12 protein-coding genes are annotated in these 14,159 nt (G+C 62.3%); 9 read left to right on the plus strand and 3 right to left on the minus strand.

Annotation, left to right across the window (positions count from 1 at the left end; translation table 11 throughout):
• Positions 1-796: rhomboid family intramembrane serine protease (locus tag AC1DX0_RS01890; protein ID WP_477354103.1), on the plus strand; the 796-nt coding region annotated here is incomplete at its 5' end.
• Positions 797-837: 41 nt separating this feature from the next.
• Here the strand turns inward: AC1DX0_RS01890 and AC1DX0_RS01895 are convergent.
• The 3 genes from AC1DX0_RS01895 to AC1DX0_RS01905 all read right to left on the minus strand — a co-directional run bounded on the left by AC1DX0_RS01895 (position 838) and on the right by AC1DX0_RS01905 (position 4,582).
• On the minus strand, positions 838-2,253 hold the full coding sequence (locus tag AC1DX0_RS01895; RefSeq protein ID WP_477220043.1) for an O-fucosyltransferase family protein: 1,416 nt from the start codon (positions 2,251-2,253) through the stop codon (positions 838-840).
• A gap of 6 nt (positions 2,254-2,259) precedes the next feature.
• Positions 2,260-3,234 carry a GDP-L-fucose synthase gene (gene fcl / locus AC1DX0_RS01900; RefSeq protein ID WP_477220044.1) on the minus strand — a complete coding sequence of 325 codons (975 nt, stop codon included), beginning with the start codon at positions 3,232-3,234 and terminating at the stop codon, positions 2,260-2,262.
• Between the two features lie 193 nt (positions 3,235-3,427).
• The gene (locus tag AC1DX0_RS01905) at positions 3,428-4,582 is read right to left on the minus strand and encodes a dihydrodipicolinate synthase family protein (protein WP_477354106.1); all 1,155 of its coding nucleotides are present in this window, start codon (positions 4,580-4,582) and stop codon (positions 3,428-3,430) included.
• 241 nt (positions 4,583-4,823) lie between these two features.
• Between AC1DX0_RS01905 and AC1DX0_RS01910 the strand changes: the two genes are divergently transcribed.
• The 8 genes from AC1DX0_RS01910 to AC1DX0_RS01945 all read left to right on the plus strand — a co-directional run bounded on the left by AC1DX0_RS01910 (position 4,824) and on the right by AC1DX0_RS01945 (position 14,145).
• Positions 4,824-5,882 (plus strand): LacI family DNA-binding transcriptional regulator, encoded by a 1,059-nt coding sequence (locus tag AC1DX0_RS01910; RefSeq protein WP_477220046.1) that lies wholly within the window; start codon positions 4,824-4,826, stop codon positions 5,880-5,882.
• Positions 5,879-6,895, plus strand: coding sequence for a Gfo/Idh/MocA family protein (locus AC1DX0_RS01915; protein ID WP_477220047.1), 1,017 nt, complete (start codon positions 5,879-5,881; stop codon positions 6,893-6,895). The genes AC1DX0_RS01910 and AC1DX0_RS01915 overlap by 4 nt, the downstream gene beginning before the upstream one ends.
• The gene (locus AC1DX0_RS01920) at positions 6,892-8,493 is read left to right on the plus strand and encodes an acyl CoA:acetate/3-ketoacid CoA transferase (RefSeq protein ID WP_477354109.1); all 1,602 of its coding nucleotides are present in this window, start codon (positions 6,892-6,894) and stop codon (positions 8,491-8,493) included. Before AC1DX0_RS01915 ends, AC1DX0_RS01920 begins: the two co-directional genes overlap by 4 nt.
• Entirely contained in the window at positions 8,486-9,262 is a 777-nt protein-coding gene (locus tag AC1DX0_RS01925; protein ID WP_477220049.1) for an enoyl-CoA hydratase/isomerase family protein, read from the plus strand. Before AC1DX0_RS01920 ends, AC1DX0_RS01925 begins: the two co-directional genes overlap by 8 nt.
• A 14-nt stretch (positions 9,263-9,276) precedes the next feature.
• Positions 9,277-10,788 carry an aldehyde dehydrogenase family protein gene (locus AC1DX0_RS01930; RefSeq protein ID WP_477354111.1) on the plus strand — a complete coding sequence of 504 codons (1,512 nt, stop codon included), beginning with the start codon at positions 9,277-9,279 and terminating at the stop codon, positions 10,786-10,788.
• A gap of 58 nt (positions 10,789-10,846) precedes the next feature.
• Positions 10,847-12,100, plus strand: coding sequence for an ABC transporter substrate-binding protein (locus AC1DX0_RS01935; protein WP_032938068.1), 1,254 nt, complete (start codon positions 10,847-10,849; stop codon positions 12,098-12,100).
• A gap of 153 nt (positions 12,101-12,253) precedes the next feature.
• Positions 12,254-13,204 (plus strand): carbohydrate ABC transporter permease, encoded by a 951-nt coding sequence (locus AC1DX0_RS01940; protein WP_172224447.1) that lies wholly within the window; start codon positions 12,254-12,256, stop codon positions 13,202-13,204.
• Complete coding sequence (locus AC1DX0_RS01945; protein WP_477220051.1) at positions 13,201-14,145, plus strand: carbohydrate ABC transporter permease; 945 nt, start codon at positions 13,201-13,203, stop codon at positions 14,143-14,145. Before AC1DX0_RS01940 ends, AC1DX0_RS01945 begins: the two co-directional genes overlap by 4 nt.
• The last annotated feature ends 14 nt before the right edge of the window (positions 14,146-14,159 follow it).

Raw genomic sequence — 14,159 nt, forward strand, 5'->3', positions numbered from 1 at the left:
TGGCGCGTCAGGCGGCATTGTCGGCCTTTTTGCTGCGGCAATCGTGCTCAGCTTTCATTTCCGCTCCAGCGCCCAGCGCAGCATGATGCAAGCGCGCGCGATGTCGATTCTGGTTCCTGCAGTGCTGCCGTTTCTTTCGGCTTCCAATAAAGGCCTGAGGATCGACTATTCCGCCCATATTGGCGGTGCGATCGTGGGCGCCGTGCTGGCTCTGGCGCTGATGTCGTTCTGGTCCCGCGACCAGGCTCGTCCGCTCTACACGCGCGCTGCAGGCGTTGTTGCCGGCGCTTTCGCCTTGGTAGCGGTGGGCGCGCTTGTGCCGATCACACAAACCTATGCTGCCTATGCCACCTATGCTGCCTATCCGACAGAGAATGCCTTTGCAGCCTTCTTCAACGGCCGCTACAGCGATGCCGTGCGGATGTTCCGGCAGCAAAGCGAAATGCCGGACGCACAGGTGGCTTATGCTGATCTGTGGCGCATCATGGCCATGGGGTACGCGAAAGACCCGGATTTGCAGACGCAAGCACAGCAGGCACAGGCCAAACTCACCCCTGCCACTTGGCCCTATCCGGTCTTCGATCTGTTTATGGGCAAGCTGCCTCCGCAGGACTTGCAAATGAAAGCCATCGGCAACGATCAATTGTGCGAGGCGGTTTTTTATGGCGCTGAGGAAGATCTGATCGGAGGGCATATCGAAGACGCAAAGCCGCTCTTGAAGAATGCGTTATCGATATGCCCAAAGACGTTTATCGAATTTGACGGTGCAAAGTGGGAATTGCAACGGCTGCATTAACGGGGACGAAGTGGCTTGGGGATTGCCTCAAAACAAAGAGTTTAGAGCGAGCCGCCATTTGCGACATTGGCTGCCCGAACCGCCAATTCGATGTCCCGGAAAAGCCGGTTTCCGGGTTCTGCCTTGAGTGACAGCGCAGCCATTGCAAGAGCGTCGTCGGTTCTGCCCAGAGCCGTGTGAAGGATATGGGCCGAGCATGCCGCAGCGTAGGGATAGCCGGCCCTGGCCGCGGCAAAGTAGAATTCGAAGTCGCCCGCCATGGTGTGGCCGCGAGATGAGGGGCTGGTCAGAACCTCCAAAATCCGCATGGAATTTTCGGCGCGGACATCGACTTCCCTAAGCATGAACGCTTTCAGGACCGCTTCGCCGTCTCGGTAATTCTGTTCTCGAAAATAACCGGCCGCCAGCTTCAGCGCATAGGCGGGGTTTAGTGGATCGAGCTTGGCCGCATTTTCGAGAATTATCCTCGCCTGCGCTGGGCCAACGCTGTTTTCCATCAGCACGAAGGCCGACTGATAGCCAAAGGCCGCCTCCAGCGGATGGTAACCGGATTGTCGGGCCTTCAATTCGTCCAGTATGGCCATTGCTGTTCCGCGATCGCCAAACACAGCTTTTGGCCTGATAACCCTGATGCCACCCATCACCGACGCGATTGTCGCGAACACGCTGCTTCCCGCATGGATTTGCCGACACCGGGCCATCAGTGCCATTTCGAAAAAAGCCTTGAGTGTCTCGTCTTCAAACTGACTGGCGCCGAAGTCGTCGGCGAGGAAGGCTCCGGTCTCCGATTTGAGATAGTCGAGCGTTGCCCGGTCCTGGCCGATCACCAGCGTCGCCAGGCCTTTTGACGCCAGTTTCGCCACGATCGCCTTGGCTAGCGGCGCGGGAATGACCTTGTCGCAAAACTCCAGTTGCGAGCGGTAGTTGCCGTGGACAATATCGCCGCTGCGCAGATGCAACGCGGCCATCGGTCGGGAAAGCCGAATCTCCGCGGCGGCGGCGATCGTTGCTCGCACGGGTTCGGAAAAGCCAAACGTGCCAAACGTCCGATGCCTCGATCGGGCCGACCTGTTGGCGGGCAGCATCGCCCTGAACCAGCTCTGCCGGAACGATCTCAGAATGCGGAAACTATCGCAGATCCACCCCTCGTATCCGTTCCGACGGGCATCGACAATCAGGCTGGATCGGCTGAACCGACCACCGTCGAGGACCCCAAACCGGCTGGTGTCGATCTTCTCTCCCAGCCAGTATTTTTCGATGAAATCGGCGGCAAAAACCTTGTCGACGGAATCGACAATGTGGAACTGCATGTCGTCGATGGATCCGCGGTTCCAGGTGAAGCCGAAACGGCACCCCATTTTGTCGGCGAGACATTTTGCATTCACCATGGCAAGCAGGCGCCCTCCAAGGCCATCTGCCCTGGTCGCCGCCAATGTCTTCATGGAGAAATCGCTCAAGCGGCATCAACTTTCGGGTGCTGTCAGCCGGACCTGACCGGCTTCCATATGCTGGAGGAACCACGCATATGTCTGCTCCAGCCCGCTGCGCAGCGAGTATCGGGGACGCCAGCCGGTGGCAAACAGCCGCGTCACGTCCAGCAGCTTGCGCGGTGTGCCGTCCGGCTTGGTCGGATCGAACGCAATCTCGACGTCCCCGCCGACGATCGAAGCGACCGTCCTGGCCAATTCGGCGATGGTGATATCCTGACCCGAGCCGACATTGACATGGCTGTCGCTGCTGTAGGTTTTCAGGAGGCAAACCAGGGCATCGGCTGCATCGTCGACATACAGGAACTCGCGCATTGGCGTGCCCGTTCCCCACACTGTCAGCGTCTTGCGACCGACCTGCTTCGCTTCATGTGCCTTGCGCATCAACGCGGGTACGACGTGACTGGATTCGAGGTGGAAATTGTCACCTGGACCGTAGAGATTGGTTGGCATCGCAGAGATATAGTCGACGCCGTATTGGCGCCGGTAGGCCTGGCATAGCTTCAGGCCGGCGATCTTGGCGATCGCATACCATTCATTGGTTGGTTCGAGCGGACCAGTCAGCAGGGCTTCCTCGGAAATCGGCTGCGGCGCGAATTTCGGATAGATGCAGGACGAACCGAGGAACAGGAATTTACCCACTTCGGCGCGAAAGGCCCCCTCGATGAGATTGGTCTGCACGACGACATTGTCATACAGGAAATCGGCCGGAAGCCGATCATTCGCCAGGATGCCGCCGACCTTGGCCGCGGCCATCACCACGGCATCCGGCCGATGATCGGCCATCCAGCGCCGCACACCAGCCTGATCCAGGAGATCGAGCTCGGCGCGCGTCGCCGTCAGGATCTCGCAATCCTCGACAGCCAGCCTGCGCACGATGGCCGAACCGACCATGCCGCGATGCCCGGCCACGAATACCCGCTTGCCCCTGAGGTCGAAGGTTTCGCCCATAACCCTGCCCTTATGAAGAGCGGCGGCCTGACGACCGGCGCTCGACACCATGGAACCACATAGCTCTCTGTAACGACAACTGCGCCAGATAGACCCATCCTGGCCGTTTACCCGGTAATGCGGGCCCCTTTTTCTAAGCTCCCGCAATACAAATCCCCTGCGTGGGGATTCTTATGACCTAATCTCGCTCGAATCAAACGCCCGCCACGGCGCACAGGCTCTTCATCCGCGATATGGCAAGGTCGGGATCCGCCAGCAGGCCTGCCTGGTCGGCAAGGCGAAAGATTTCGGCGTAGTGGCGGATGCCGCGCGCCGACTGCATGCCGCCTACCATCGTAAAATGGTCCTGATGGCCGTTCAGCCACGCCATGAAGACGATGCCGGCCTTGTAATATTCGGTCGGCGCCTCGAAGATTTTTCGCGATAGCGGCACCGTCGGCGCCATCAGCGCATCATAGCCGGCATGGTCGCCCGCGGCGAGCCTTGCCAGGGCGGCGTTGGCGACCGGCGCGATGGCGTCGAAAATGCCAAGCAGCGCGTGCGAATGCCTGTTGCCGTCTCCGGCGATCAGTTCGGGATAGTTGAAGTCGTCGCCGGTGAACATCACGACGCCGTCCGGTAGCCGGTTGCGCAGCGCGACCTCCTTGCCGGCATCGAGCAGCGATATCTTTATGCCTTCGACCTTGTTTGCGTGGCGCTCGATGATGGCGACCACCGTATCGAGCGCGGYSTCGAAATCGYSGCTGCCCCARTAGCCCTTCARGGCCGGRTCGAACATGTCGCCCAGCCAGTGCAGGATGACCTTGCCGGACGCCTGGCTTAAGATGCGGTCATAGACGGCGGCGTAGTCGTCCGGCCCCTTCGCMACTTCAGCCAGCGCGCGGCTGGCCATCATGATCGCCTTGCCGCCCTGCCCTTCGATGAAAGCGAACTGCTCCTCATAGGCGGCGATTACATCGTCGAGCGTCATGGCGGCGGACGGCGCCAGATGGTCGGTTCCGGCGCCCGAGGCAAGATCGGCGCCCGGAACCGTTCGCGCCTCGGCGATCGAACGGCGGATCAATTCCTTCGCGTTGGCCCAGTCGAAACCCATGCCGCGCTGCGACGTGTCCATGGCTTCGGCGATGCGGAAGCCGAGCCGCCACAAATGATGGCGGAACGCCATCGTCCTGTCCCAGTCGACGACGGGCCGCGACCATGGATCGGTCATTTCGTGGGGATCGGCAACGACATGCGCGGCGGCGTAGGCGATGCGCGAAAACCGCGCGCCGATGTCAGGCTGTACCGGTTGTCCGACAAGCACGTAACCGGTGCCGCGGGCACCCTCACCAGGCAAGGCAATGTCCATCGATCTCTCCCTTCGCAGCGCCTATTAAATGGAACGTTCCAATAAATCAAGAAACTTTAGATTGAGAGCGCATTGACGACCAAATGCTGCGTTGCAACACTGAAAGCCTTATAAGCTAGGCCATTCGAGTACGCACAATCGGTCTTTCAGGCCGAGAAAAAATCCCGATTGACTCCTCCATGGAGCAGAGATTAGAACGTTCCAATAAATCTGATTAAGAAAACCGGGAGGAGATATCAGGATGGCCAGCCGGGCCAAGGCGACGATCTTCGACATTGCCCGCGAGGCGGGCGTGTCCAAATCGACGGTATCGCTCGTGCTCCAGGGCAGCGGGCTGATCCGGCCTGAAACCGCGGTCAAAGTGCGCAAGGCGATCGAGGATGTCGGCTATGTCTACAACCGCGGCGCCGCCAATCTGCGCAAGGCCCATTCCAACGTCATCGGCATGGTCATCAACGATCTCACCAATCCCTTTTTCGCCGAACTGGCGGTCGGCATGGAGCGCGTCTTCCAGTCGGCCGGCATCGTGCCGTTCATCGCCAACACGGCGGAGAATCCGGTGCGTCAGGAAGAGGTTCTGAAGTCGCTGATGGAGCAAGGCGTTGCCGGCCTCATCGTGTCGCCGGCGCGCGGCACCACGCCAGGCGCCTTCCGCCGTCTGGAGATGGCGGGCTTGCCGGTGGTCTTCGCCATGCGCCGCTTGCCTGAGAGCCGCATCCCGGTGATTGCGCCCGACAATCATCGCGGCGCCTATCTCGCTACCGCTCATCTCATCGGCAAGGGACATCGCCGGCTGGTCTTCTTCGGCGGCTCGTCCGACCTGGTGGTCTATCACGAGCGCCTTGGCGGATTTCGCGAAGCCTGCGAGACGCAAGGCATCGCCGCGCGCGACACGCTGGTCGTCGAGGGGGAAACCAGCCGCAGAGGCGGTATCGCTTGCCTCGAAACGGCTCTGTCGATGGCTGAACCGCCGACCGCCGCCCTCTGCTTCAACGACGCCGTCGCCTTCGGCGCCATGTTGGCTTTGCGCAAGCGTGGACTTGAGCCCGGTACGGATTTCGCCATCGTCGGTTTCGACGACGTCGCCGAGGCCGAGCACTACATGCCCGCCTTGACCAGCGTCGCGGTGGACTCGGCGGGCCTCGGCGAACGCGCCGCCCACGTCATGCTGAAAATGATCCAGTCGCGCACCACTAGGGCCGAGGATCATATCGGCGCGGTCAATCTCGTGGTCAGGGAAAGCTGCGGTCCTGATCGCCGCACGCGAAACAGACCTACGGGAACCGGAGGCGCTGCATGAGCGTCAAATGGGGATTGATCGGCGCCAGCACGATCGCCAGGCAATTCATGATCAATGCCATCCGTGCGCAGGCCGATGGCAGGATCGCGGCGGTGATGAGTTCCAACCCGGAGCGGGCCCAGGCGTATGCCGTGGAAAACAACATTCCGCTTGCGGTCTCGACGCTTAACGATCTCCTCGATGAGGATATCGACGCCGTCTACATCTCGACCACCAACGAATTGCATCTCGAACAGGCGCTCGCCGCCATCAGAGCGGGAAAGCATGTGCTGTGCGAAAAGCCGCTGGCGCTGACCAGCGCTGATGCCCGCACAATGGTAGCAGCCGCCAACGCGGCGGGCATCGTGCTCGGCACCAACCATCATCTGCGCAACGCCGGAGCGCACCGCGCCATGCGGGATGCCATCGCCTCCGGCCGCATCGGCAAGCCGATCGCCGCACGCGTCTTCCATTCCGTCTATCTGCCCGAGACTCTGCAGGGCTGGCGTATCACCAGGCCCGAAGCCGGCGGCGGTGTCGTGCTCGACATCACCGTGCACGATGCCGACACGCTGCGCTTCGTGCTGGGTGACGATCCGGTCGAGGTCTCGGCCTTCACGCAAGCCGCAGGCATGGCCGGCAGCGGGCTGGAGGATGGCGCCATGTGCATCTGGCGCTTCAAGTCGGGCCTGATCGCCCAGTCGCATGAAGGCTTCACCACCAAATTCGCCGGCACCGGCTTCGAGGTGCATGGTTCGGAAGGCTCGCTGATCGCCAGCAATGTGATGACCCAGAAGCCGGACGGCTCGGTGCTGTTGCGCACTGACAAGGGTGAGGAGCAGCTGAGCTTCGACCACGAGAACCTCTATGTCAGGTCCGTGCGGCGGTTCCATGCCGCGATCCACGGCGACGGCCAGCCTTCCGCCACTGGCGAGGACGGCATCTGGTCGCTGGCATCAGCCGAGGCGGCACTGCAATCGGCCAGCTCCGGCAAGGCCGTCAAGATCGACCCGAAACTCGGGAGCATGAATTGAGCAAGGTCGTTTCCGCAGCGCAGGCAGCCAGCCTGATCAAGGACGGTATGGTTGTTTCCGTATCGTCGTCGAGCGGCCTCGGCTGTCCGGACGCGGTGCTGGCCGCCATCGGCGAACGCTTCGATACGGAAGGTCACCCGAAGAACATCACCACGCTGCACCCGATCGCCGCCGGCGACATGTATGGCATCAAGGGCATCGACCATTTGGCGAAACCCGGCCTGCTGAAGCGCACTTTGTGCGGCTCCTATCCGTCCGGCCCCTCTTCGTCCGAACCGCCGCAGATCTGGAAGATGATCGGCGACAATTCGGTTGCCGCCTATAACGTGCCGTCCGGCATCATGTTCGACATGCATCGCGAGGCTGCCGCCAAGCGGCCGGGCGTGCTGACCAAGGTCGGTCTCGACACCTTCGCAGACCCGCGTAACCAGGGCTGCGCCATGAACGCTGCCGCCAGCGAGCCGATCGTGTCGGTGCAGCAGTTCGACGGCGAGGAATGGCTCTACTTCCGTTCGATCGTGCCGCAGGTCTCGATCATCCGCGCCACCACGGCAGACGAGCGCGGCAATCTCACCTATGAGCATGAGGGCGCCTATCTCGGCGGCCTCGAACAGGCGCTSGCCGCCCGCAACAATGGCGGCRTYGTCATYGCGCAGGTCAAGCGCGTAGTCGAGAACGGCACGCTGAAGCCGCATGATGTGCGGGTGCCGGGCGTGCTGGTCGACCACATCGTCGTCGCGCCCGATCAGTTGCAGACGACGCTGACGCCTTACGACCCGGCGATTTCGGGCGAGATCTTCCGGCCGCTGTCTACCTTCCGCAATGCCGAGATGAACGTGCAGAAGGTGATCGCGCGCCGCGTTGCCATGGAGCTGCGCGACGGCATGGCCGTCAACATCGGCTTCGGCATCTCGGCCAATGTGCCGCGCATCCTTCTGGAAGAAGGTCAGCACGGCAAGGTCACCTGGGTGATCGAGCAGGGTGCCGTCGGCGGCGTGCCGCTGCTCGACTTCAAGTTCGGCTGCTCGTCCAACGCAGACGCCTTCATGCCCTCGCCGCACCAGTTYATCTATTTCCAGGCCGGYGGKTTCGACGCCTCGCTGCTGTCCTTCCTGCAGATCGACCGCCACGGCTCTGTCAACGTCTCGAAACTATCGGCGCGGCCGCATGTCACCGCCGGCGCCGGYGGCTTTGTCGAYATCACCGCGCGGGCAAAGAAGATTGTTTTCTCGGGCTTCTTCAACGCCGGGGCCAAACTGTCGCTGGCCGATGGCGGTATCCGCATCGACCAGGAGGGCAAGGTCAAGAAGGTGGTCAACGAGGTCGAGCACATCTCCTTCTCCGGCAAGCGAGCGGTCGCGCAGGGACAGGACATCACCTATGTCACCGAGCGCTGCGTGATGAAGCTGACGCCTGATGGGCTGATGGTGACGGAACTGGCGCCCGGCATCGACCTCGAGCGCGATGTGCTGGCGCAGTCCGAAATTCCACTCGGCATCGCCAACGATCTCAAGGTGACGCCGGCGGCGCTGTATCAGGAGCAGCCGATCGGCCTGTCGCTCAATGGCGGCGCCTCGCTTGGAGGCGCGCATGGCTGAGCGCCTCGTCACCTTCGAGCAGGACGGCGCCATCGGCACCGTTACGCTGCGCCGGCCAGAAAAATTCAACGCGCTGGACATTCCGATGCTGCGCGCTCTGGAAGTCGCGCTCGACGAAGCGGAACTGGCCGAAGGTGTCCGCGTCGTGTTGATCCGCGGCGACGGCAAGGGCTTTTGCGCCGGCGGCGATGTCGAGGCCTGGGCCGCGATGAGCGCCGCTGATTTTCAGGTGCAATGGGTGCGCTACGGACACCGCGTCTTCGACCGGCTGGCCAGGCTCAGGCAACCGACCATCGCCGTGCTGTCGGGCCATGCGCTGGGCGGCGGGTTGGAATTGGCGGTCGCCTGCGATTTCCGCGTCGCGGAAACGCACGTCAAGCTCGGCTTCCCCGAAACCTCTATCGGCGTCGTGCCCGGCTGGTCCGGCACGCAGCGCGCCGTGCGCCGCTTTGGTGCACAGACCGTGCGGCGCATGGCGCTGGGTGGTGAAGTTTTCCTGGCGGCCCAGGCACTCGTTTTGGGCATCGTCGACAGAGTTGTCGAAACCGGTAGCGGGTTGGCCGAAGCCAGAAACTGGGCCGAAAAAATCGCCGAGCGCGGCCCGCTGGCGACGGAGGCGGCCAAGCTGATGATCGCGGTTGCCGAAGGCGAGGAAAGTGCCGCCGCGACCGAAGCGCTGGCCAGCGGCTTCATCGCGCTCACCGGCGATCTCAAGGCTGGCGTGACTGCTTTCAAGACCAAGCAGAAGCCGGCATTTTCAAGAAGCTAGAGAAAACAGTCCCGATGAACGCTCCCCTCAACATCGCCATGCYCGCCGAGGCGTCAGCCGCACCGAAAACTTATCGGCTGCTGATCGACGGCCAGCATGTCGACGCTCGCGATGGCCGTATCCTTGAGCGCAAGAGCCCCGGCCATGGCTTCACCGTTTCGCGCTATGCACAGGCCGGCGAGGCCGAAGTGGAGGCCGCGATGCAGGCCGCGCACAAAGCGTTCGAGACCGGCCCCTGGCCGCGCATGAAAGCCTCCGAACGCGCCGCGATCCTGCTCAAGGCGGCCGACCTGATCGAGGCGCGGCTGGAAGACATCGCCCGGCTCGACGCGCTGGAATCCGGCAAGCCGATCGCCCAGGCGCGCGGCGAGATCGGCGGCGCCGTCGACATCTGGCGCTACGCGGCATCGCTCGCCCGCACGTTGCATGGCGAGAGCTACGCCAATCTTGGCGACGCCATGCTGGGCGTGGTCGTGCGTGAGCCGATCGGTGTCGTCTCGATCATCACGCCATGGAATTTCCCGTTCCTCATCGTCAGCCAGAAACTGCCTTTCGCGCTCGCCGCCGGCTGCACGGCGGTAGTCAAGCCGAGTGAAATGACATCGGCCTCGACCTTCGTGCTGGGCGACATTCTGCTTGAGGCCGGCCTGCCTGCCGGCGTCGTCAACATCCTCGCGGGTCTCGGCGCCGATGTCGGCGCGCCGATGGTCAGCCATCCCCTGGTCGAGATGGTGTCGTTCACCGGCTCGACCCGCGTCGGCAAGATGACCATGGCCTCGGCCGCGCAGTCGCTAAAGAAGGTCTCGATGGAACTCGGCGGCAAGAACGGCCAGATCGTCTTCCCCGACGCCGACCTCGAAGCCGCCGCCGACGCGGCGGTGTTCGGCGGCTTCTTCAACGCCGGCGAATGCTGCAATGCCGGCAGCCGGCTGATCGTGCACGAGGCGATCGCCGACGATTTTCTAGCTGCCGTCAAGGCACTCACCGCCAGGGTGAAGGTCGGCGACCCGCTCGATGATCAAACCAAGGTCGGCGCGATGATCTCCTCGGATCATCTGACCAAGGTCACTGGTTACATTACGGCGGCCGCAGGCGAAGGCAGCAACGTCTTCAGCGGCGGCAGGCAATTGGCCTCAAATGCCGGCCAATACCTCGATCCGACGATCATCCGCGGCGTCACCGAAGAYATGGCCATCGCGCGCGAGGAAGTGTTCGGACCGGTGCTCTCSGTGCTGACTTTTGAAACGATTGAAAAGGCGTTGCACATCGCCAACAACACGCCCTATGGTCTGTCTGCAGGCGTGTGGAGCGCCAGCATCGACACGTGTATGTCGGTGGCGCGTGGGGTGCGTTCGGGGACGGTTTGGGTGAACACATTCATGGAAGGTTATCCCGAGCTGCCTTTCGGAGGCTACAAGCAGTCCGGTCTCGGACGCGAACTCGGCAARCGCGCCGTCGAGGAYTATACCGAGGAAAAGACAATCCAGTTTCATCGCGGCCAGCGCACCGGWTGGTGGGTCGGCTGAGTTTGGAAGAACCCGGTGGGCTGCCACCGGTCGTGTAATGCAACAAGGGAGGAAGTACATGTTGCGCAAACTTCTTATCGGAACGGCTCTCGCATCGGGCCTGGCTTTCGCGGCCCATGCCGAGGACGTCAAGGAAGTGCAGATGCTGCATTGGTGGACGTCGGGCGGCGAAGCGGCTGCTCTCAACGTCCTCAAGGGCGATCTGGCCAAGGAAGGCTATGCCTGGAAGGACGTCCCTGTCGCCGGCGGTGGCGGCGACGCTGCCATGACCGCGCTGAAGGCGATGGTCGCGGCCGGCAACTACCCAACCGCCTCGCAGATGCTCGGCTACACCGTGCTCGACTATGCGGCGGCCGGCGTGATGGGCGACCTGACCGAGACGGCGAAGAAGGAAGGCTGGGACAAGTCGGTTCCGGCRGCCCTGCAGAAGTTCTCGGTCTATGAAGGCAAGTGGGTCGCGGCTCCGGTCAACGTCCACTCGGTCAACTGGCTGTGGATCAACAAGGCCGTCATGGACAAGATCGGCGGCACCGAGCCGAAGACCTTCGACGACTTCGTTGCCCTGCTCGACAAGGCCAAGGCGGCAGGCGTGATCCCGCTCGCTCTCGGCGGCCAGAACTGGCAGGAAGCCACCATGTTCGATTCGGTCGTGCTGTCGACCGGCGGACCTGAGTTCTACAAGAAGGCCTTCAACGACCTCGATGACGCCTCGCTCAAGTCCGACACGATGAAGAAGTCGTTCGACAATCTGGCCAAGCTCGTCACCTATGTCGACCCGAACTTCTCGGGCCGCGACTGGAACCTTGCCACCGCCATGGTCATCAAGGGCGATGCCCTGGTGCAGGTCATGGGCGAYTGGGCCAAGGGTGAGTTCCACGCCGCCAAGAAGACCCCGGGCACGGACTTCCTGTGCTATCGCTTCCCGGGCACTGACGGCTCCGTGATCTACAACTCCGACATGTTCGGCATGTTCAACGTTCCGGACGACCGCAAGGCCGCCCAGATCGCACTGGCCACCGCCACTTTGTCGAAGAGCTTCCAGTCGGCCTTCAACGTCGTCAAGGGTTCGGTTCCGGCCCGTACCGACGTTCCGGACACCGACTTCGACGCTTGCGGCAAGAAGGGCATCGCCGACCTGAAGGCAGCCAATGACGGCGGCACGCTGTTCGGCTCGCTGGCCCAGGGCTATGGCGCGCCTCCGGCGGTCGCCAATGCCTACAAGGATGTCGTCTCGAAGTTCGTCCATGGTCAGATCAAGACCTCGGACGAAGCCGTGACCGAACTGGTCAAGGCGATCGACGACGCCAAGTAAGCGCTACGGCTAAAACACCTTCCCCGCTTCGGCGGGGAAGGTTTTATCCCAGGATTGGCCGGCTCGACACCATGCCGACCGAAGACCCGTACGCACGGGCCGCCTTGCCGCCTGACGGCAGAGCACGGACGACCCGAAACGGGAGGAGCCTCAATGAGCAGTGTAGCGACAACACAGATCAAGCTGACGCCGGAGCGGCCGCGTGCCTCGGTGCGCTCGCGCCTGCAGGACGCTCTGCCCAAGATCGTGCTGGCGCCGAGCTTCGCCATCACCATCGTCTTCGTCTACGGATTCATCCTGTGGACGATCTATCTGTCCTTCACCAATTCCAAGACCTTCCCGTCCTATGTCATCACCGGCTCGCGCGCCTATCAGCGGCTGTGGGGCTGGACTTTCGACACCGACCCGCCATCGAGCTGGTACACGTCGATCACCAATATGGGCATTTTCGGCTTTCTCTACATCGCCATCTGCCTGGCGCTCGGCCTGTTCCTGGCCATCCTGCTCGACCAGAAGATCCGTGGCGAAGGCGTGCTGCGGCCGATCTACCTCTATCCGATGGCGCTGTCCTTCATCGTCACCGGCGTCGCCTGGAAATGGTTCCTCGATCCCGGCCTAGGCCTTGAACAGACCTTGCATCAGTGGGGCTGGACGAGCTTCCACTTCGACTGGATCAAGAACAAGGATTTCGTCATCTACACGGTGGTCATCGCCGGCGTCTGGCAGGCCTCCGGCTTCATCATGGCGATGTTCCTGGCCGGCCTGCGCGGCATCGACGGCGAGATCATGAAGGCGGCGCAGATCGACGGCGCCACCACCTTCCAGCTCTATCGCCGCATCGTCATTCCGCTGCTGCGGCCGATCTTCCTGTCGGCCTTCATCGTGCTCGCGCACCTCGCCATCAAGTCGTACGATCTGGTGGTCGCGCTGACCTCCGGCGGCCCCGGCGGCTCGGCCTGGCTGCCGTCCAACTTCATGTATGAGTACACTTTCAAGCGCAACGAGATGGCCGTCGGTTCGGCCAGTGCGGTGATCATGCTGATGACCATCGTCGCCATCATCGTGCCCTATCTCTATTCGGAACTGCGGGAGAAGCCGCGATGAGCGCTGTCACCACCCCCGCCCGCCAGGCCTCTAGCGGCATGAGCACCAAGACCCTCAACCGTGTCGTCATCTACGGACTGCTGGCGCTGTTTGCGCTGTTCTATCTGATGCCGCTCTTCGTCATGCTGGTCACCTCGTTCAAGACCATGGACGAGATCCAGAACGGCAACATGCTGGCGCTGCCCAAGGCACCGACTTTCGACCCGTGGCTGAAGGCGTGGGGCGAGACCTGCGTCGGCCTCACCTGCGCCGGCATCAAGGGCTATTTCTGGAACTCCATTAAGATGGTGGTTCCGGCCGTGCTGATCTCGACCATGCTTGGCGCGCTCAACGGCTACGTGCTGACCAAATGGCGCTTTCGCGGCGCAACGCTGGTCTTCGGGCTGATGCTGTTTGCCTGCTTCATCCCGTTCCAGTCGGTGCTGCTACCGATGGCGACGATCCTCGGCAGCCTCGGCCGCTTCGGCGTGACCTTGCAGAACTCGGTCGGCACAAGCTTCGGCCTCGGCAACCCGACGGTCAATCTGGTCTTCGTCCATGTCGTCTACGGCCTCGGCTTCACCACGCTGTTCTTCCGCAACTACTACGAGGCGTTCCCGACCGAGCTGATCAAGGCCGCACAAGTCGACGGCGCCTCCTTCTTCCAGATCTTCCGCCGCATCATGCTGCCGAATTCGATGCCGATCTTCGTCGTCACCGTGATCTACCAGTTCACCAACATCTGGAACGACTTCCTGTTCGCTTCCGCCTACGCCGGCACCGGCGACGCCATGCCGATGACGGTGGCGCTGAACAACGTCGTCAACACCTCGACTGGCGTCGTCGAATACAATGTCAACATGGCGGCCGCGATGATCGCGGCTCTGCCCACCCTGATCGTCTATGTCGTCGCCGGCCGCTAYTTCGTGCGCGGSCTGATGGCGGGCGCGGTCAAAGGCTGAGCTATCAGGAAGGA

The organism is Mesorhizobium sp. P3_A9 (assembly GCF_056402975.1).